Below are 18858 nucleotides of genomic sequence, written 5' to 3'. Positions count from 1 at the left end.
CTTGCCTCGCTCACACTCTTGACACCCCGGTTCGAACCCGCGACTCTTCAACACATCACCGATGGGAGCGCTCCCACGGTACCTGACACATACACAACCCGCACGTTCCCCGCCCGAGCCGCAGCGAGAACATGAACGGGCCCAACATGCAGTTGGCCGGGGGGTCGGCACGTCAGGGCAACAGGAGGACGCAATGCGAGCACGTTTCCGTACCGCCCGCAAGGCGGTGGTCCTGGCGGCAGCCGCGTCGCTGGGCGCCGGGCTGCTGGCCGGCTGCGCCAGCGACAGCGGAGACAAGTCCGGCTCGTCGGACGGTGGTGGCAGTGGGAGTGGCAAGACCACCCTCACGCTGGGACTTTTCGGCACCCAGGGCTTCAAGGAGGCCGGTCTCTACGCGGAGTACGAGAAGGACCACCCCGACATCAAGATCCAGGAGAACGTCACCGAGCGGAACGAGAACTACTACCCGGCGCTCGTCAACCACCTGACCACCAACAGCGGCCTGATGGACGTCCAGGCCGTCGAGGTGGGCAACATCGCCGAGGTCGTGCAGACCCAGGCGTCCAAGCTCGTGGACCTCTCCAAGGTTTCGGGCGTGAACAAGAGCTCCTGGGTGGACTGGAAGTGGCAGCAGGCCACCACCAAGGACGGCCAGACCGTCGGCCTGGGCACCGACATCGGCCCGCTGGCGATCTGCTACCGCAAGGACCTCTTCCAGAAGGCCGGCCTGCCCACCGACCGCGAGGCGGTCGGCAAGCTGTGGGCGGGGGACTGGAACAAGCTGGTGTCGGTCGGAGAGCAGTACAAGAAGAAGGCGCCCTCGGGCACCTACTTCATGGACTCCCCCGGCGGCCTGCTCAACGCGGTCCTCAGCAGTGAGGACAAGAAGTTCTACGACGCCTCCGGCCAGGTCATCTACAAGACCAACCCGGCCGTCAAGAGCGCCTTCGACCTGACCGCCAACGCCGCCAAGGACGGGCTGGTCCAGTCGCAGACCCAGTTCCAGCCGGCCTGGGACCAGACGATCGCCAACAGCAAGTTCGCCACGGTCGCCTGCCCGCCCTGGATGCTCGGCTACCTCAAGGGCAAGTCCAAGCCCGACGCGGCCGGCAAGTGGGACGTGGCCGCCGCGCCGAAGGCCGGCAACTGGGGCGGCACCTTCCTCGCCGTGCCCAAGAGCGGCAAGCACGTGAAGGAGGCGGAGGCCTTCGTCGCCTGGCTGACCGCCCCCGCCCAGCAGGCGAAGCTGTTCAGCGTTCAGGGCAGCTTCCCGAGCGCGACCGGCGCCTACAGCCTTCCCGCCGTGACCGACGCGAAGAACGAGATGACCGGTGACGCACCGATCGGCAAGATCTTCGCGGAGGCCGCCAAGGCCATCCCGCCGCAGGTGATCGGCCCGAAGGACCAGATCATCCAGCAGGGTCTGACGGACAACGGCGTCATCCTGGTGACGAAGGGCAAGTCGCCGGCCGACGCCTGGAACACGGCCACCAAGACCATCGACAACAACCTGGAGAAGTGACCGGTATGGCCACCCGGCACGACACCGCCGCGCCCCCCGTCGAGGGGGGCGCGGCCCCGGGCCGCCCGGCCACGGGCACGGTGCACGACGAGGCGGAGCTGCGGCGCCGGTCCCGGCTGTCCCGTCGCTGGCAGCGGGACGTGCGGTGGAGTCCGTACGCGTTCGTCTCGCCGTTCTTCCTGCTGTTCGTCGCGTTCGGCCTGTTCCCGCTGATCTACACGGCGTGGGCCTCGCTGCACACGGTGGAGCTGACCGCGCCGACCGACATGCAGTGGGCGGGCCTGCGCAACTACACGCGGATCTTCGACGACGACTTCTTCTGGAACGCGGCGAAGAACACCCTGACCATCGGCATCATCTCCACGGTCCCGCAGCTGCTGATGGCCATGGGCCTGGCGCACATCCTGAACTACAAGCTGCGCGCGTCGACCTTCTACCGGGTCGTGATGCTCGCGCCGTACGCCACCTCGATCGCCGCCGCCTCGCTGGTCTTCGTGCTGCTCTTCGGCCGCGACTACGGCGTGATCAACTGGGCGCTGCACTCCGTCGGCGTGGACGCCATCGACTGGCAGAACGACAAGTGGCCCTCGCAGATCGCCGTGTCCTCGATCATCATCTGGCGCTGGACCGGCTACAACGCGCTGATCTACCTCGCCGCGATGCAGGCCATCCCGCAGGACCTGTACGAGTCGGCGGCGCTGGACGGCGCCAGCCGCTGGCAGCAGTTCTTCCACGTCACGCTGCCGCAGCTGCGCCCGACGATCCTGTTCACCACCGTGGTCTCGACGATCGGCGCGAGCCAGGTCTTCGGCGAGCCGCTGCTGTTCGACGCCAACAAGGGCGCCTCGGGCGGCGCGGAGCACCAGTTCCAGACCCTCGGCCTGTACCTGTACGAGCAGGGCTGGGTCAACCAGCACCTGGGCCGGGCCTCCGCGATCGCCTGGACGATGTTCCTGATCCTGATCGTGATCGGCATCGTCAACTACGTCATCTCGCGCCGGCTGCGCGCCAGTAGTTAAGGAGTACGGCCGTGACGACGACCCTGACGAAACCCGGTCCCGAGCACGGACCCGAGCCCGCGGCCCCGCCCGCGCGGTCCCGCCGGGGCCTCAGGTCCAAGGCCTCCCGCGCGGGCGGGCAGCTGCACGCCGGCCCGGTCGCGTACGTGATCCTGGCGCTGTTCACCATCGGCTCGCTGTTCCCGCTGGTGTGGAGCGCGATCGCCGCCTCCCGGGACAACAACCGCCTGGCGCAGACCCCGCCGCCGTTCTGGTTCGGCTCGAACCTGATGCACAACCTCCAGGTGGCCTGGTCGGACGCCAACCTCGGCAAGGCGTTCCTCAACACCACGATCGTGGCCGGCATCTCGGCGGGGACGATCGTCTTCCTGTCGACGATCGCCGGGTTCGCCTTCGCCAAGCTGCGCTTCCGCGGCCGGGGCGCGCTGATGCTGATCGTGATCGGCACGATGATGGTGCCGCCGCAGCTGAGCATCATCCCGCTGTACATGATGGTGGCGAAGCTGGACTGGACCGACCAGCTCCAGGCGGTGATCCTGCCGTCGCTGGTCAGCGCGTTCGGTGTGTTCTTCATGCGGCAGTACCTGATCCAGGCGCTGCCGGACGAGATCATCGAGGCCGCCCGGGTGGACGGCGCGAGCAGCTGGCGCGTGGTGTGGCACGTGGTGTTCCCGGCGGCCCGGCCGGCGATGGCCGTGCTCGGCATGCTGATGTTCGTGCAGACCTGGAACGACTTCCTGTGGCCGTTCCTGGTGCTGACGCAGACCGGCAACCCCACGGTGCAGGTGGCCGTCGCGGGCCTGGGCCGCGGCTACACCCCCGACCAGTCCCTGATCATGGCGGGCGCGCTGCTCGGCACGCTGCCGCTGCTGCTGGTCTTCGCGGTCTTCGGCAAGCAGATCGTGGGCGGGATCATGCAGGGCGCGGTCAAGGGCTGACCGCGTGGTGCCCAGGGGCCGGGTCACCGACGCCTCGGCCCCTCCTCCCGTCCCTTTTCTCCGCGACCACGCCTTCCCCCTTCTCCCCCTTTCCCACTGCCCCCTTTCCCCTGACAGTCGTCTTCTCGAGCTCTTATGGGAGCGCTTCCATGTCTGAGTCCGCACAGCCGGTGACCCCGGTGACCTTTCCTCCCGCCTTCCTCTGGGGCGCCGCGACCTCGGCGTACCAGATCGAGGGCGCGGTACGGGAGGACGGCCGTACGCCCTCCATCTGGGACACCTTCAGCCATACCCCGGGCCGCACGGCCGGCGGCGACACCGGTGACATCGCTGTCGACCACTACCACCGCTACCGCGACGACGTGAAGCTGATGGCGGAGCTGGGCCTGAACGCCTACCGCTTCTCCATCTCCTGGTCCCGGGTGCAGCCGACCGGGCGCGGCCCCGCCGTCCAGGTGGGCCTGGACTTCTACCGCCGGCTGGTCGACGAGCTGCTGGCGCACGGCATCAAGCCGGCGATCACCCTCTACCACTGGGACCTGCCGCAGGAGCTGGAGGACGCGGGCGGCTGGCCGGAGCGGGACACCGCGCTGCGCTTCGCGGAGTACGCGCGGATCGTGGGTGAGGCGCTCGGCGACCGGGTGGAGAACTGGATCACGCTCAACGAGCCGTGGTGCAGCGCCTTCCTCGGCTACGGCTCCGGCGTGCACGCCCCCGGCCGCACCGAGCCCCTGGCCTCGCTGCGCGCCGCCCACTACCTGAACCTGGCCCACGGGCTGGGCGCGCAGGCGCTGCGGTCGGTGATGCCGGCCCGCAACCAGGTCGCCGTCAGCCTCAACTCCTCGGTCGTGCGCCCCTTCTCGCAGTCCGCCGCCGACCTGGCGGCCGTGCGGAAGATCGACGACCTGGCCAACGGCGTCTTCCACGGCCCGATGCTGCACGGGGCGTACCCGGCGACGCTGCTGGAGGCGACCTCGTCGATCACCGACTGGTCGTACGTCCAGGACGGCGACCTGCGCACCGCCAACCAGCCGCTGGACGCGCTGGGCCTGAACTACTACACGCCGGCGCTGGTGTCGGCGGCGGACGAGAGCCGGCAGGGGCCGCGCGCGGACGGTCACGGGGCGAGCTCGTACTCGCCGTGGCCGGGCGCGGACGACGTGGCCTTCCACCAGACCCCGGGCGAGCGCACGGAGATGGGCTGGACGATCGACCCGACCGGCCTGCACGAGCTGATCATGCGCTACACCCGCGAGGCCCCCGGCCTGCCGCTCTACATCACCGAGAACGGCGCCGCCTACGACGACAAGGTCGACTCCGACGGCCGCGTGCACGACCCGGAGCGCATCGCCTATCTGCACGGCCACCTGGCGGCGGTGCGCCGTGCCATCACGGACGGCGCGGACGTGCGCGGCTACTACCTGTGGTCCCTGATGGACAACTTCGAGTGGGCCTACGGCTACGGCAAGCGGTTCGGCGCGGTCTACGTCGACTACGCCACCCTCGCCCGGACCCCGAAGTCCAGCGCCCACTGGTACGCGAAGGCGGCCCGCACCGGTCAGCTGCCCCCGGTGGAGGCCGCCTGACCCGACGACCACGCGCCCCGGCCAGATGGGGGGTTGAGACCCGGCCGGGGCGCGTTCCCCGTTTTTCCCGATGGCTGTCGTTCCCGCGACGGCTTCGTGCCGCGGGTGTGTGCCGCCTAGTTGAAGGCGCCGAAGGCCTTGGAGAAGGCGAAGGCGTCCTGGGCGATGGAGCTGCACGTGGCGTCGGCGGTGGGCTTGGGGCCGCCGGCGCACTGCTTGTCGCGGGCGGCGGACCACATGGACAGCCAGCCGATGCCCTTGGACTTGGCGAAGTTCACCAGCTGGGTGGCGTCGTCGACCTTGAAGACCTCGGAGGAGACGTCGTTGACGCCGATCATCGGGGTGACGGCGACCGTCTTCCAGGCCTCGCTGTCGGACAGCCCCAGCACGCTCTTGATCTGGGCCTGGGTGGCGGTGGCGGCCTGCTCGGCGAGGGTGCCCATGTCGCCGCTGAAGGACGGGCCGTAGTCCATCGCCATGATGTTGACGGCGGAGATCTTCACGCCGCCCGACTTGGCGTCGGACAGCAGGTTCACGCCGTCCTGGGTCAGTCCCTGGGGCAGGACGGGGAGGGTGAAGGAGACGTCCAGGCCCGGGTGCTGCTGCTGGAGCTTGGCGATGGCCTGGGCGCGGCGGGTGTTCGCGGCGGTGTTGGGCAGCGCGCCGCCCTCGATGTCGAAGTCGACCTTGGTGAGCTTGTACTGGTCGACGGCCTTGCCGTAGGCCGCCGCCAGCGCGTCCGCCGAGGTGCAGGTGGTCGCGAGCTCCGAGCCGGCCGCGCCGCCGAAGGAGACCCGCACGTCGCCGCCCTTGGCGCGCAGCGCGCCGATCTGGGAGGCCACGCCGTCGCTCGCGAGGTCGGTGACGCCGCCCCACTTGGGGGTGCAGCCGCCGCCGTCGGTGATGAAGGCGAGGTTGTAGTTCTTCACCCCGGTGGCGTCGGCGCTGGCCAGGAGGTCGAAGGCCGGGTAGAGGGAGGTGTCGACGTAGGGCGCGAAACCGGCGCTGGTCTTGGTGCCGGTGCCGGTGCTCTGCGAGGGGGTGGGGGTCGGCGTGGGGGTGCCGCTCGGCGTCGAGGTCTTGGTGGGGGTGGGCGTCGGCGTGGGCGTCGCGGTCTGCGTCGGGCGGCCGCTGGGCTCGGGGGTGGGGCCCCCGTCGGCGGAACAGGAGGCGTTGTCGATACGGCAGCCGGTCGGGTCGCCGCTGCCGTTGACGACGAAGCCGACGGTGACCGACTTGCCGGGGGCGAGTCCCGCGGTGTCCCACTTGGCCGGCTTCACGGTGACGTGGCTGCCGCTCACGCTGGACTCGGCGTTCCACAGCGAGCTGAGCTTGGCGCCCGCCGGCAGGTCGAACTCCAGCGTCCAGTCCTTCTCGGTCTGCTGGGTGTTGTTGGTGACGACGTACTGCGCGGTGTACCCCGTCGACCAGTCGCTGGTCCTGGTGTACGCGGCACCGACGCCGGCCGCCTGGGCGATGCCGGTGAACAGGAGCGCGCCGCCGCCGACCACGGCCGCCGCCACCAGGCCGCCTATCGCCTTGTTCCTGCCACTGATCCTGCGCCGGTGCGTGCTCATGGTGCCTGCCTTCGCTGTTCACGGGGGGTGGGGTGCGGCAGCACGCTAGCGGGCGGGAATCGGGCAATCGGCCTGATCCGGACGGTGGTTGAGGATCTTAGGGTGCGCTTAAGGAAGGGATCGGGGGCGGTTAAAGGTCGAGACCAACCGAGGGGCGGGCGGGGGCTTCGGGGGCGGACTCCTGAAGCCCTGCTGGGCCCTACGGGGCGCGGGCTCCTCCCGGATCACCGCAGGGCCAGGCGCCTGCGCCGCCGTACGGCTCCGCGGTGGCCGCGGCGCACCGGCCGGCGGCCGTCGAGCTGTATCCAGACACGCACCTCGGTGCCGCCGAGCACGGAGGACCCGAGGCGTACGTCCCCGCCGGTCGACTCGGCGAGGCGCCGCACGATGTCCAGGCCGAGCCCGGTGGACCCGTCGGCGCCCGAGCCCCGGCCGCGGGCCATGGCGGCCTCGGGGTCGGCTATGCCGGGACCCGCGTCGGAGACGAGCACGATCACCGCGTCGTCGCCGTTGTGCACGTCCACCGCGAACGCCGTGCCCTCGGCGGTGTGCCGGAACACGTTGCCGAGCAGGGCGTCGAGGGCGGCCGCGAGGTCGGCGCGGGCCACGGGTATGCGCACCGGGCGCTCCACTCCCGCCAGCCGCCACTTGCGGCCCTCGTCCTCGGCGAGCGCGGACCAGAACTTCATCCGCTCCCGGACCACCTCGGCCGCGTCGCATCCGGTGCCGGGACCCGCGGCGGCGGTCTGCGGTTTGGCCTCGCGGGCGGTACGGATGATGGTGTCGACCTCGCGCTCGAGCTGGGCGACGGCCGCCCTGGTCTGGTCGGCGGCCGGACCCTGGCCGAGCGAGGCCGCGTTGAGCCGCAGCACGGTCAGGGGTGTGCGCAGCCGGTGGGACAGGTCGGCCGCCAGCTCCCTCTCGTTGGCGAGGAGTTGCACGACCTGGTCGGCCATGGAGTTGAACGCGACCGCCGCGAGGCGCAGTTCGGTCGGCCCCTCCTCGGGCACACGGGAGCCCAGCTTGCCCTCCCCCAGTTCGTGCGCGCCCTCGGCCAGGCGCTGCGCGGGCTGCACCATCCGCACGCCGAGCCGGTCGGCGACGGCGACCGAGCCGACGACGAGCGCCGCGCCGACCACGGCGAGCACCGCCCAGGCCGTGCCGACCCCGTTGGTGACCTCGGACTCGGGGACGAAGACCTCGACCACGGCGATGGCGCCGGAGCTCAGCGCGACCGGCTGGAGGAGCGTGGAGCCGCCGGGCACCTCGGTGGTGGAGGCGCGGCCCATCTTCCGCACGGTCGCGATGTCCGCGCCCGCGGCCCGGCCGCGGCCGATGTCGACGGCCTGCCCGCCGTCCACCGCCGGTATGTGCACGGCCATCTGGGCGTCGGAGCCGGCCGAGGCGACGACCCGCTCCAGCTGCTCCCGCTCGGTGGTGATGGACAGCGCGGGCGCGACCGCCGCGGCCTGCCGCTCGGCGTTGGAGAAGGCGCGGTCGCGGGCCATCTCCTTGATGACGAGCCCGAGCGGGACCGCGAAGGCGACCACGACCATGGTGGTGACCGCGAGGCAGACCTTGACCAGTGCCCATCTCATCGCGGCGACTCCGCTCCGGGCGGCTCCAGCTTCACGCCGACGCCCCGCAGGGTGTGCAGATAGCGGGGCCGGGCGGCCGTCTCGCCGAGCTTGCGCCGCAGCCAGGACAGGTGGACGTCTATGGTCTGGTCGTCGCCGTAGGACTGCTGCCACACCTCGGCCAGCAGCTCGCGGCGGGGAACGACGACTCCCGGGCGTCCGGCCAGGAAGGCGAGCAGGTCGAACTCACGCCGGGTCAGGTCCAGTCGGGCGCCGTCTAGTTCGGCCTGGCGGCGCAGCGGGTCGACGGTGAGTCCGCCGACGCGGATCACCGTCGAGGACGGGGCCTCGGCGGCCCCGGAGCGCGCCCTGCGCAGTACGGCGGCCATGCGCGCGGACAGGTGCTCGACGGAGAACGGCTTGGTCAGGTAGTCGTCCGCCCCGGCGTTGAGCAGCCGGACGATCTCCGCCTCGTCGTCGCGCGCGGTGGCGATGATGACGGGCACGTCGGTGATGCCGCGCAGCATCTTCAGGGCCTCGGAGCCGTCCAGATCGGGCAGTCCCAGGTCGAGGACGACCACGTCGAAGCGGATGTGGGCGACCTCGCGCAGCGCCTCCAGCGCGGTGCCGACGCTGCGCACGGTGTGCGAGGCGTCGGTCAGATGCCGGATGAGCGCCGAGCGTACGAACTGGTCGTCCTCGACCACGAGCACACTTGCCATGCGCCGCACCGTACGCCATGCGAGGGCCCCCGGTGCGGGCCTGTGGACAACTCCGCGCGCGCTCCCGGCGCCTGTGGACAACCTCACCCGCGCGGCGTTCGGGCGACACGGGTGGGGCGGGTGAGGCAGTATGGCCGCGATGCTCAGAGGACTCGTACACGTACTGGCGTGGTCGCTCGCCACCGGCGCGGCGGTCACGTTGTCGTGGTGGGGCGTCCATACGGTGATGGCGGGCACGGCCTACGACCCGCCGCGCGCCCTGCCCATCACGGCGGCCGGCGCGACCACGCAGGAGTCGAGGCCGCTGGCGTCCTCCACGCACCGGCCGCCCCCGGCGAAGAGCCCGTCGGCGAAGCCGAGCGCCTCCCCGCGCCGGACGTCTTTCGCGCCGAGCCCCTCCGCGTCGGCGCCCGCGCCGGACCCGAACCCCTCGCCCTCGGCGTCCGGGCAGGTCAAGAGCTACGACACCGACGGCGGCCGGGTGGTCTTCGACCTCGGTCCGGCCTCGGCGACCCTGGTGTCGGCGACGCCGGGCACGGGCTGGTCGATGCAGGTGTGGAAGACGGAGACCTGGATCCGCGTGGAGTTCACCTCGGGCGCGAACCGCGTGTCCGTCATCTGCGCGTGGCACGACGGGCCGCCGCACGTCGACGTGGGCAACTACTAGGGTCTTTCGTCTGGATCAGGCCGGATCAGGGAGCGGGGTCTGGTGCCGTGCATCGCAAGGCGGAGGAGGGCGTCATGGCGGAGCCATGGCAACCGACGACAACGCCGCGAGGCGCGGTGCCAGGGCCCGCGAGCCCGGCCTGATCCAGACGAGAGGCCCCAGCGCCGGCGGGCCCTTTGCCGGACCTCAGCGGAAGACCGAGGGCGGCGGGGCCGGTGAGGCGACCGCGCCGGCGTCCGTGACCGGCGGGGCGCCGCCGGCGAAGTCGGTGAGGGCGCGGCCGTGTTCGACCCGGCCGGGGTGCGGGTCGGAGGCGGCCCGGCGGGTCAGTTCGGCGATCGGCAGTGGCAGGTCGGAGGCGACGAGTACGGCGTTGCCGAAGCGTTTTCCCCGCAGTACGGCCGGGTCGGCGATCAGCGCGAGTTCGCCGAAGCGGGCGGCGGCGGTGGCGATCTGGCCGCGCAGGTGGGCGAGCGGGGGGCCGTCGGCGAGGTTGGCGGCGAGGATCCCGCCCGGGCGCAGGACCCGGCGCACCTCGTCGAGGAACTCCGTGGAGGTGAGGTGGGCCGGGGTGCGGGCGCCGCTGAAGACGTCCGCGACGACGAGGTCGGCCCAGCCCTCGGGCACCTTCGCCAGCCCTTCGCGGGCGTCCGCCGAACGCACCCGGATGCGTGCGCCGGTCTCCAACGGCAGCTCCCGGCGGACCAGTTGGACGAGGGCGGCGTCGCGTTCGACGACCTGCTGGGTGGAGCGGGGGCGGGTGGCGGCGACGTACCGGGCGAGGGTGAACGCCCCGCCGCCGAGGTGGACGGCGTGCAGGGGCTTGCCGGGGGGTGCGGCGAGGTCGACGACGTGGCCGAGGCGCCGCTGGTACTCGAAGGAGAGGTACGCCGGGTCGTCCAGATCGACGTGCGACTGCGGGGCCCCGTCGATCAGCAGCGTCCAGGCCCGTGCCCGCTCCCGGTCGGGTATGAGCTGGGCGAGCCCACCGTCGACCTGCTCACTGACGGCGTCGGCCGCCTCCCGCCCGCGCCTCGCGCCCCTGGCCTTTCCCATCCCCCCATTGTCGCAAGCCCCGCTCCCCGGCACCCGCCCGCGGGACGACGGCCGCCCGCGGGACGACGGCCGCCCCGGACGGCGGGGTGCGGCCCCGGCGGCCCGCGTCGCCGCGGGTGCCCGGCGTCAGCAGCAGTTGTCCGCGACCTCGATCATGCGGGCCGCCTCGCCGAGGGCACGGCGCAGGAGGGCGGGGTCGGTGGCGAGGTCGGCCTCGCCGGGCGGGAGGAGCCAGTCCGAGCCCTCCGCGGACGGCTCCGGGGCCAGGCACAGGCCCCTCCCGTCGGTCTGCGTGCAGGTGCTGCCGGGCACGTCCCATCCGGCGGCCGTGCCCGCCGGGACCACGAAGCCCAGGGTGTCGCCACCGTCGTCGTGCAGTACGGGCCCCACCGCGTCCCCCGGGCCGCGGCGCAGGATGTCGACCGCCTCCAGGCCCTGCCGGGCCGGGACGGTCACCAGGTCGCACGCGGGCGCCGGACACGGATCGGCGCTTGGTTCGGTCTCCATCCCGGCCTCCACCACGAAAACCCCTCCTCGTGAGCGAGCGGGTCGGGAGTCGGGCGCCTCCCGGTCCACGGGGTCCAACGCTTCGCGCCCGTCAACAGGCACGGTCGAAGTCCGCCGCAAAGGATGGCACTTCATGGCAGATCGTGGATGAGATATCCGGTTTGTAGCCAAACACTGCGTGGCGGGCCGAACACAACGGGTACGTTCTTGCTCGCCGGAAACAGGGCGCCACTTGGGCAACTCACTCAAGTCGCCTCACATCCGGCATGGTTCGACGGTTCGCACGAGAGGGCCCGGCCATGACGTCGTCGACGGTGACCTCGTCCCAGTCCCCCCGGCCGCCGCGGCCGAACCTCGCCTTCCGGCGCCTGCGCGGACAGCGCTCGCCGGCCGAGTTCGCCGCGGCGGTACGGCGGGCCGCCCGCGAGATCGGCGAGCGGGTCAGCTGTGACGCGCGCTACATCGGACGGGTGGAGGCCGGTGAGATCCGGTGTCCCAACTACGCCTACGAACGCGTGTTCCTGCACATGTTCCCCGGCCGCACGCTCACCGACCTCGGGTTCGCCCCCCGCTCGTCCGTCCGCGGGCGGGCGGCGCGCACCGCCGCGGTCGACGCGCCCCCGCCGCGCACCACGAGCCCGGTGCGCGCCCGGCATGAAACGCGAGGGGTGCGCCACCCGTATCGAACGCCGGACCCGTACCGACCGCAGGAGCCGCAGGACCCTCACGACCCGCAGGACCCGTACCACCCGCACGAAGACCACGAGGAGAGCGACGTGCTGCGTCGCGCGTTCATGACCCGAGGGGGCGCCACGATGGCCGCCGCCTCGCTGGGCCCCCTGGGGTTCGCCTTCGACGCCTCGGCGGCGGACCGCCCCGCCCGCAGGGCCGGCGCGAGCGAGGCCGGCGCCCTCGAAGAGGCCGTCCGCAGAATCCGGTTGCTCGACGACCGGCACGGAGCCGACGGCCTCTACCGCCGCGCGGCCGCCCCACTGCGCGCCGCCTACGCGCTGCTCGACGCCGGCGCCACCCGGCAGACCACCGCCGACCGGCTCCACTCCGGCGCCGGTGAACTGGCCATCTCCGTGGGCTGGCTGGCGCACGACTCGGGACGTTTCGACGACGCCCGCTCGCACTACTCCGAGGCCCTGGCCACCGCCCGCACGACCGGCGACCCGGCACTGGAGGCGCACGCCTTCTGCAACATGGCGTTCCTCGCCCGCGACGCCGGCCGGCCACGCGAGGCGGTGCGGGCCGCGCAGGCCGCCCGGCGCGCCGGAGCCGGCCTGGGCTCCGACCGGCTGATGTCGCTGCTCGCGCTGCGCGAGGCGGGCGGCTGGGCGGGGCTGGCCGACCGCACCGGCTGCGAGCAGGCGCTCACCCGCGCCCAGGCCCTCTTCGAACGCGGCTGCTCGGACGCCGACCCCGAGTGGATGAGCTTCTACGGCGAGGCCGAGCTCGAGGGCCTGGAGGCGCAGTGCTGGTCCACGCTCGGCGACTGGCCGCGCGCTGCTCGGCACGCGCGCCGGGCCGCACGGCTCCAGGACCCGCACTTCACCCGGAACACCGCGCTCTACACGGCCGAACTGGCGGACGACCTCGCCCGCGGCGGACGCCCCGACGAGGCGGCGGACGCCGGGATGCGCGTACTGGACCTCCTGGACCAGGTCCAGTCCTCCCGCATCCAGGCGATGCTGGCGGGCACGGCCAGGGTGCTGCTGCCGCACCGGCGGGCGTCCGGGGTGTCGGAGTTCCTCGACAGGCACGCCTCGGCACCGCGCACCTGAGCGGCGCCGGGTCCGCTACGCCGTCAGATGGCCCACGTCGTTCCAGCTCTCCAGGGCCGGTTCGCCGTAGGCCCAGCCCAGTACCGACAGGGACGTGGGGTTGAGGCGGATACGGGCCGCGAAGTCGATCGGCAGGCCGAGCCAGCGCGCGCCGATCGACCGCAGTATGTGCCCGTGCGCGAAGACGAGCACGTCACGGTCCTCGGCGCGCGCCCAGGCCACCACCTCGTCCGCGCGGGCGGTCACCTCGGCGAGCGTCTCCCCGCGCGGGACGCCGTCGCGCCAGATGAGCCAGCCGGGCCGCTCGGCCAGGATCTCCTCCGGCCGCAGCCCCTCGTAGGCGCCGTAGTCCCACTCCACCAGCGCGTCCCAGCACATCGCGCGGTCGCCGAAGCCGGCCAGCTCGCACGTCTCACGCGCGCGTGCCAGCGGGCTGGTGCGGACCTCGGTGCCGGGCAGTCCGTCGAAGGGGGCCCGCTGCAGCCGCTCGCCGAGCAGCTTGGCGCCGCGCCGGCCCTCCTCCAGGAGCGGTACGTCGGTCCTGCCGGTGTGCTTGCCGGACAACGACCACTCGGTCTGTCCGTGCCGGGCCAGCAGGATGCGCGGTGCCATGGGATCCCTTCCGGGCGAACGGGAGAAAGTGAGAGGTTCCGGCGGACCCCTCCATCATCACGCACCGCGCGCGCGGGCAACCCGGGGGGCCGTCCCTGCGTCTTTGAGTGCCGGGGGCGGCCCGCGGGGACGGGCGCGTACACCGTAAGGTGGCACGACCGTCCGGGCACCGCCGGGCACCGCCGCAAGACGACCGGACAGGGGGAGGGGCACCGGATGCCGCAGACCGAGGCACCGCCGGCACGCACCGGGCCCGCGCCGCTGACCCGGCTGCGCTGGTGGACCGAGCTGCCGCTGATCCTCCTGGTGTACGGCTGCTACTCCGTGGGACGGCTGCTGGTGCGCGGCGACGTCTCCAGTGCCGTGGACCACGGCCTGGCGATCCTGCGGGCGGAGAAGGTGCTCCGCCTCAACGCCGAGCACCCCCTCAACCGCCTCTTCACACGCGAGCCGTGGCTCGGTGTGCCGGCCGACTTCTGGTACGCGTCGCTGCACTACCTGGTGACGCCCGCCATCCTGATCTGGCTGTTCCGGGCGCGCACCGCGCACTACCGGGCGGCCCGCACCTGGCTGATGACGTCCACGTTCATCGGCCTGATCGGCTTCACCCTGCTGCCGACCTGCCCGCCCCGGCTGCTCTCGCCCGGCAACGGCTTCGTGGACACGATGGCGCACTACAGCTCGTACGGCTGGTGGGGCGGCCAGGCAAGCGCCCCGCGCGGGCTCGGCGGCATGACGAACCAGTACGCGGCGATGCCGAGCCTGCACGTGGGCTGGGCCCTGTGGTGCGGGGTGATGCTGTGGCGCCACGGCGGCACCCGCTGGGCGAAGGCGGCCGGCGTCGCCTATCCGCTGCTGACCGCGCTCGTGGTGATGGGCACCGCCAACCACTACTTCCTGGACGCGGTCGCGGGCGTCGCCGTGATGGGCGTGGGCCTGCTGCTCGCGCCGTACGTGACGCGTGGCGCGAACCGGGCCGGGGCGCTGCTGGCGGCCCGGATCACCGCCGTCACGGGACGCCCGGGCGGCACTGGCTCCCCGATTGTCAGTGGCGGATGCCAGACTTCGGCGGGTGAGCGATTTCCACGGCAGCGCGAAGGACGGCCCGGTCCCGGAGCCGAGCCGGGCGCCGCACCCAAGGACGCGGGGGACGGCGCTCCGGCAGCGGCTCGCTGAGCTGCGCGGGGCCGGCACAACGGCCAAGCCGCTGGACGCCCGTGCCCTCGCGGCGCTGGCCGCCAACCCCGGCTGCAGGCGGCGGGCGATCCTGGACGGCGCGGGCGTGGACAAGGCGGCCCTGGCGGGCGCGCTCGGGGCGCCCTCGGTCTTCGGGCAGTCGCAGTTCGCCCTCACCCGCGGCAACGCCTTCGAGGCGAAGGTCAAGGCCGACGGCGGCGCCGAGCTGCTGCGGCTGGTGCACGAGCGGCTGGACCCGGGCGCCGAGCCGCCCCGCGGCGGCACGGTCCCCGACCTGAGCGCCCCGGGCCCGGAGGGCCGCGTCGCGCGTACGGCGCTGGCGCTGCGCGAGGCCACGGAGGCCGGCGGCTGGACGCTGCTCGACCACCCGCTGCTCGCCCTGGAGGTGGCCGGCTCCCCCGCCTTCCTGGAACCGGACGCGGTGGTGGTCCACCCCGACGGCGGCTGGACGGTCGTGGAGATCAAGTCCTTCCCGATGCTGGACGGCTCCGCGGACCCCGCGAAGGTCGGCGCGGCCGCCCGGCAGTCGGCGGTGTACGTGCTGGCGCTCGAGGAGGTCGCCGCCCGCCTGGACCCCGCCCCGCGCGTGCGGCACCGCGTGCTCCTGGTGTGCCCGAAGGACTTCTCCAACCTGCCCACCGCGTCCGCCGTGGACGTGCGCAAGCAGCGCGCGGTGACCGCCCGGCAGCTGGCCCGGCTGACCCGTGTCCAGGACATCGCGGACACGCTTCCCGAGGGCGTCTGCTTCTCGCCCGAACTGCCCGCCGGGGAGCTGACGGCCGCCGTCGAGGCGGTCCCGGCGACCTACGCGCCCGAGTGCCTGGCCGCCTGCGAGCTGGCCTTCCACTGCCGCTCCCGGTCCCGCGCCCAGGGCGCGGTGACGGCGCTCGGCCGCGCGGTCCGCGCCGAGCTCGGCGGCCTGGACAGCGTCGACGACGTGCTGGCGGCGGCCCACGGCGAGGCGGGCGACCCGGACGACCCGGCGGTGGCCGCCCTGCGCCGGGCCGCCGCGCTGCGCGCCGAGGCCCTGGCCACGGCAGGCCCCGCGGCCACGGCCGCCCGGGAGGCCGCATGTCCCTGATCGCCACCCTCGCCCGCCTGGAGGCCGTGCGGGCCGGGCGCGCCCAGCCCGCCGCGACCGTACGGCACCGGCATCTGTCGGACCGGCCGCTGGTGTTCGTGCCGCTCACCACGGCCGGCGAGGCCGGCGCCCCGCTCGGCGCGCTGGTCGGCACGGACCGCGACGCGCCCCGGCTGCTGGCCGTCCCGCAGCCCCGCGACCGCGACCTCAGGTTCGCGTTCCTGGCCGAACTGGCCGACGTGGTCCTGCCGTACATCGACGCCCACGCCGGGGCGGTCGAGGCCGCCGAGCGCACGGAGACCGACCCGGAGACCGGCAAGCGGGTCAAGGTGGAGGTCGAACTGTGCGCGGACGCGCCCCAGTTGATCGTCCCGAGCCGCGCGGGCATCGACTTCGTACGGCTGCTCGGACGCTCGATGCGGTTCCGGCGCACCGCCGAGCAGGACCCCGAGACCCCGTATCCGGCGCCGCCGAGGGTGCCGCTGCTCGGGCGGTGGCTGACCCACTTCGGTGAGCGGGCCCGGGTGCCCGGCTCCTCGCTGCTGCTGGCGATGAGCGACCTGCTGGCCCGGCACTGGACCACCGGGCAGTCCAGCCTGGAGGACCAGCACCTCGGGGCGCTGCTCGCGTGGATCGCGCCGCCGGAAGGCGCGTCCGGCGCCGAGGCCGCGCTGCGCGCCGAGCTCGCGCGGGACGCGGAAGGACAGCTGGAGTGCCCGCCCGCCGGCCCGGCCACCGACCCGGCCTTCGACAACAGGCTGCTCGCCCCGGCCATCGAGCGCTACGACCGTGCGCGCGCCGCCCTCGCCGCCGCCGAGGACGGCGCCCGGGCCGACGAGCGGCTCGGCGCGCTGACCGCGGCCGAGGACCAGATCCTCGCCCTCGTCAGAAGCCGCACGCTGCCCACCTGGGAGAAGGTGTGGGACGGCCTGGACCTGCTGCGGGCGCTGCCCGAGGGGGCGCACGTCGAGGAGCGCTGGACGCGCGACCGCTGGTCCTTCACCGGGCACCGCGACCGGGTCCTGGCGGGCGAGCCGCCGCAGCCCCGCCGCGACGACGCGGTCACCGCGGCGAACAAGCTGGCCACGCGCGAGCGCGAGCAGGCCCGGCTGGACGCCCAGGAGGCGCTGGACGACCCGCTGGTCATGGCGGGGCGGCGGCTGGCCGGGGAGGCGTTCGCCGGGGAGGTCACCGACGTCGTCATGGCCTACAGCGAGGGCAAGCGGCCGAGCCCCCGCCCGCTGGTCACCGTGCGTACCGACGACCGGCCGCACCTGGGCGAGCGCGCCAGGGTGTACCGCTCGCTGGGCGGGAAGCCGCAGTCGGCCGAGTTCGTCACGGCCGAGGAGGACGGAACGCTGCTCGTGCTGCGGGTGCTCGACAAAATGGGCCGCGGCAAGGAGCCCGAGGCCGGTTCCGTACCGGAGAAGGGCGACCGGGTCTGCTTCACGCTCTTCGAGCACGAGCAGCGCGGCGGGGCCAAGCTGCCCGCCCCGGAGGACACCCCGTGGACCCACGGCGGCCCGCCGGGCGAGGAGACCCCGCCCGAGGCCCCCGACCAGGTGACCGAGGAGGACGTGCTGTGACCGCCCCCGCCGAGGAGACCGCCCCCGGCCCGGACGCCGCCGAGGCCGCCCTCGACCCGGGCGCCGCGGCCGGGCGCGCGACCGACGCGATCCTGCGCGACACCCTCCACGCCCCGCACCGCGGTGTCGTCGTCGACTCCCCGCCCGGCGCCGGAAAGTCCACGCTGGTCGTCCGCGCGGCACTGGAACTGGCCGCCGCGGGACGGCCCCTGATGGTGGTCGCGCAGACCAACGCCCAGGTCGACGACCTCGTGACGCGGCTCGCGGAGAAGAACCCCGAGCTGCCCGTGGGCCGCCTGCACAGCAGTGACACCGACCCGTACGACAAGGCGCTGGACGACCTGCCGAACGTACGGAAGTCGGCGAAGGCCGGTGACCTGGCCGGCCTGGACGTGGTGCTGTCGACCGCCGCGAAGTGGGCGCACGTGAAGGTGGACGAGCCCTGGCGGCACGCGATCGTCGACGAGGCGTACCAGATGCGCTCGGACGCGCTGCTCGCGGTGGCCGGGCTGTTCGAGCGGGCGCTGTTCGTGGGGGACCCGGGCCAGCTCGACCCGTTCGCGATCGTCGGCAGCGAGCAGTGGGCGGGGCTTTCCTACGACCCCTCGGCGTCGGCCGTGACGACCCTGCTCGCGCACAATCCGCGGCTGCCCCAGCACCGGCTGCCGGTGTCCTGGCGGCTCCCGGCGTCGGCGGCGCCGCTGGTGTCGGACGCGTTCTACCCGTACACGCCCTTCCGCAGCGGCACCGGGCCGGGCGACCGGCGGCTCGCCTTCGCCGTGCCCTCGGACGGCTCCGGTCCCGACCGGGTGATCGACGAGGCGGCCGAGTCGGGCTGGGGCCTGCTGGAGCTGCCCGCCCGGCACACCCCGCGCACGGACCCGGAGGCGGTGCGCGCGGTGGCGTCGGTCGTGGCCCGGCTGCTGGCCCGGGGCGGTACGGCCGTCTCGGAGCGGGCGCCGGACGACCCCGTGCCGCTGACCGCCGGCCGGATCGCGGTCGGCACCGCGCACCGGGACCAGGCGGCCGCCGTCCGGGCGGCGCTCGCCGAGCTGGGCGTCACCGACGTCACCGTGGACACGGCGAACCGGCTCCAGGGCCGCGAGTTCGACGTCACGGTGGTCCTGCACCCGCTCTCCGGCCGCCCGGACGCCACCGCCTTCCACCTGGAGACCGGCCGCCTGTGCGTCCTGGCCTCCCGCCACCGCCACGCGTGCATCGTGGTCTGCCGCGCCGGCGTGAGCGACCTCCTGGACGACCACCCGTCCACGGAACCGGTCCAGCTGGGGGTCACCGTCAAGTTCCCGGACGGCTGGGAGGCCAACCACGCGGTCCTGGCCCACCTCGCGGAACACCGCGTGAGCTGGCGGCCGTGACCGGCGCCGCGAGGGGGTGCCCGGCGGCACGGGCCGCGCCGGCGAGTT

At 73.5% G+C, this 18858-nt stretch carries 16 protein-coding genes; 10 read left to right on the top strand and 6 right to left on the bottom strand.

Features of this window, described 5'->3' with window-relative positions:
• The first annotated feature begins 193 nt into the window (after window positions 1-193).
• From IE217_RS15190 to IE217_RS15175, 4 genes are all read left to right on the top strand, one after another.
• Entirely contained in the window at window positions 194-1522 is a 1329-nt protein-coding gene (locus IE217_RS15190) for an ABC transporter substrate-binding protein (protein ID WP_190178377.1), read from the top strand.
• 5 nt (window positions 1523-1527) lie between these two features.
• A complete protein-coding gene (locus tag IE217_RS15185) occupies window positions 1528-2541 on the top strand; it encodes a carbohydrate ABC transporter permease (RefSeq protein ID WP_190178572.1) in 1014 nt (337 codons plus the stop codon).
• 11 nt (window positions 2542-2552) lie between these two features.
• On the top strand, window positions 2553-3479 hold the full coding sequence (locus tag IE217_RS15180; protein ID WP_190178376.1) for a carbohydrate ABC transporter permease: 927 nt from the start codon (window positions 2553-2555) through the stop codon (window positions 3477-3479).
• A gap of 149 nt (window positions 3480-3628) precedes the next feature.
• On the top strand, window positions 3629-5065 hold the full coding sequence (locus IE217_RS15175) for a GH1 family beta-glucosidase (protein ID WP_190178375.1): 1437 nt from the start codon (window positions 3629-3631) through the stop codon (window positions 5063-5065).
• Window positions 5066-5181: 116 nt separating this feature from the next.
• Here the strand turns inward: IE217_RS15175 and IE217_RS15170 are convergent, their stop codons facing one another.
• From IE217_RS15170 to IE217_RS15160, 3 genes are all read right to left on the bottom strand, one after another.
• Entirely contained in the window at window positions 5182-6642 is a 1461-nt protein-coding gene (locus IE217_RS15170; protein ID WP_190178374.1) for a glycoside hydrolase family 18 protein, read from the bottom strand.
• A 224-nt stretch (window positions 6643-6866) separates the two neighbouring features.
• Window positions 6867-8240, bottom strand: coding sequence for a sensor histidine kinase (locus IE217_RS15165; RefSeq protein WP_190178373.1), 1374 nt, complete (start codon window positions 8238-8240; stop codon window positions 6867-6869).
• Window positions 8237-8941, bottom strand: a complete 705-nt coding sequence (locus IE217_RS15160) for a response regulator transcription factor (protein WP_189705642.1) — start codon at window positions 8939-8941, stop codon at window positions 8237-8239. Before IE217_RS15160 ends, IE217_RS15165 begins: the two co-directional genes overlap by 4 nt.
• 139 nt (window positions 8942-9080) lie before the next feature.
• On the opposite strand from IE217_RS15160, the gene IE217_RS15155 reads away from it, so the two are divergent.
• Complete coding sequence (locus tag IE217_RS15155; protein ID WP_190178372.1) at window positions 9081-9608, top strand: hypothetical protein; 528 nt, start codon at window positions 9081-9083, stop codon at window positions 9606-9608.
• Between the two features lie 186 nt (window positions 9609-9794).
• Here IE217_RS15155 and IE217_RS15150 read toward each other — a convergent pair whose 3' ends face one another.
• Both IE217_RS15150 and IE217_RS15145 read right to left on the bottom strand, forming a co-directional pair.
• Window positions 9795-10664 carry a spermidine synthase gene (locus IE217_RS15150; protein ID WP_190178371.1) on the bottom strand — a complete coding sequence of 290 codons (870 nt, stop codon included), beginning with the start codon at window positions 10662-10664 and terminating at the stop codon, window positions 9795-9797.
• A 126-nt stretch (window positions 10665-10790) separates the two neighbouring features.
• Window positions 10791-11171 carry a hypothetical protein gene (locus IE217_RS15145; RefSeq protein ID WP_190178370.1) on the bottom strand — a complete coding sequence of 127 codons (381 nt, stop codon included), beginning with the start codon at window positions 11169-11171 and terminating at the stop codon, window positions 10791-10793.
• Between the two features lie 299 nt (window positions 11172-11470).
• Between IE217_RS15145 and IE217_RS15140 the strand changes: the two genes are divergently transcribed.
• A complete protein-coding gene (locus IE217_RS15140; RefSeq protein ID WP_190178369.1) occupies window positions 11471-12958 on the top strand; it encodes an NsdA family TPR-like regulatory protein in 1488 nt (495 codons plus the stop codon).
• Window positions 12959-12973: 15 nt separating this feature from the next.
• Here the strand turns inward: IE217_RS15140 and IE217_RS15135 are convergent, their stop codons facing one another.
• The gene (locus tag IE217_RS15135) at window positions 12974-13570 is read right to left on the bottom strand and encodes a histidine phosphatase family protein (RefSeq protein ID WP_190178368.1); all 597 of its coding nucleotides are present in this window, start codon (window positions 13568-13570) and stop codon (window positions 12974-12976) included.
• A 216-nt stretch (window positions 13571-13786) separates the two neighbouring features.
• Between IE217_RS15135 and IE217_RS15130 the strand changes: the two genes are divergently transcribed.
• Genes IE217_RS15130 through IE217_RS15115 form a run of 4 tightly spaced genes read left to right on the top strand, consistent with a single transcriptional unit; the run spans window position 13787 to window position 18810 of the window.
• Window positions 13787-14746 carry a phosphatase PAP2 family protein gene (locus IE217_RS15130; RefSeq protein WP_190178367.1) on the top strand — a complete coding sequence of 320 codons (960 nt, stop codon included), beginning with the start codon at window positions 13787-13789 and terminating at the stop codon, window positions 14744-14746.
• Window positions 14643-15848: a hypothetical protein gene (locus IE217_RS15125; protein ID WP_373298030.1), complete on the top strand. Its 1206-nt coding sequence runs from the start codon at window positions 14643-14645 to the stop codon at window positions 15846-15848. The genes IE217_RS15130 and IE217_RS15125 overlap by 104 nt, the downstream gene beginning before the upstream one ends.
• Complete coding sequence (locus IE217_RS15120) at window positions 15839-17434, top strand: amino acid adenylation domain-containing protein (RefSeq protein ID WP_190178366.1); 1596 nt, start codon at window positions 15839-15841, stop codon at window positions 17432-17434. Before IE217_RS15125 ends, IE217_RS15120 begins: the two co-directional genes overlap by 10 nt.
• The gene (locus tag IE217_RS15115) at window positions 17431-18810 is read left to right on the top strand and encodes an AAA domain-containing protein (RefSeq protein ID WP_190178365.1); all 1380 of its coding nucleotides are present in this window, start codon (window positions 17431-17433) and stop codon (window positions 18808-18810) included. Before IE217_RS15120 ends, IE217_RS15115 begins: the two co-directional genes overlap by 4 nt.
• Window positions 18811-18858: the final 48 nt, after the last annotated feature.

The sequence above is a fragment of the Streptomyces naganishii JCM 4654 genome, from assembly GCF_014650575.1.
In the GTDB taxonomy this organism is placed as follows: Bacteria; Actinomycetota; Actinomycetes; order Streptomycetales; family Streptomycetaceae; genus Streptomyces; species Streptomyces naganishii.
This window is presented reverse-complemented; position numbering and strand designations above follow the sequence as displayed.

Bases quoted from the DNA above. Each gene is read 5' to 3' on its own strand.
- IE217_RS15190 (WP_190178377.1), top strand. From the start codon at position 194: ATGCGAGCACGTTTCCGTACCGCCCGCAAGGCGGTGGTCCTGGCGGCA.
- IE217_RS15185 (WP_190178572.1), top strand. From the start codon at position 1,528: ATGGCCACCCGGCACGACACCGCCGCGCCCCCCGTCGAGGGGGGCGCG.
- IE217_RS15175 (WP_190178375.1), top strand. From the start codon at position 3,629: ATGTCTGAGTCCGCACAGCCGGTGACCCCGGTGACCTTTCCTCCCGCC.
- IE217_RS15170 (WP_190178374.1), bottom strand. From the start codon at position 6,642: ATGAGCACGCACCGGCGCAGGATCAGTGGCAGGAACAAGGCGATAGGC.
- IE217_RS15165 (WP_190178373.1), bottom strand. From the start codon at position 8,240: ATGAGATGGGCACTGGTCAAGGTCTGCCTCGCGGTCACCACCATGGTC.
- IE217_RS15160 (WP_189705642.1), bottom strand. From the start codon at position 8,941: ATGGCAAGTGTGCTCGTGGTCGAGGACGACCAGTTCGTACGCTCGGCG.
- IE217_RS15155 (WP_190178372.1), top strand. From the start codon at position 9,081: ATGCTCAGAGGACTCGTACACGTACTGGCGTGGTCGCTCGCCACCGGC.
- IE217_RS15150 (WP_190178371.1), bottom strand. From the start codon at position 10,664: ATGGGAAAGGCCAGGGGCGCGAGGCGCGGGCGGGAGGCGGCCGACGCC.
- IE217_RS15145 (WP_190178370.1), bottom strand. From the start codon at position 11,171: ATGGAGACCGAACCAAGCGCCGATCCGTGTCCGGCGCCCGCGTGCGAC.
- IE217_RS15140 (WP_190178369.1), top strand. From the start codon at position 11,471: ATGACGTCGTCGACGGTGACCTCGTCCCAGTCCCCCCGGCCGCCGCGG.
- IE217_RS15135 (WP_190178368.1), bottom strand. From the start codon at position 13,570: ATGGCACCGCGCATCCTGCTGGCCCGGCACGGACAGACCGAGTGGTCG.
- IE217_RS15130 (WP_190178367.1), top strand. From the start codon at position 13,787: ATGCCGCAGACCGAGGCACCGCCGGCACGCACCGGGCCCGCGCCGCTG.
- IE217_RS15120 (WP_190178366.1), top strand. From the start codon at position 15,839: ATGTCCCTGATCGCCACCCTCGCCCGCCTGGAGGCCGTGCGGGCCGGG.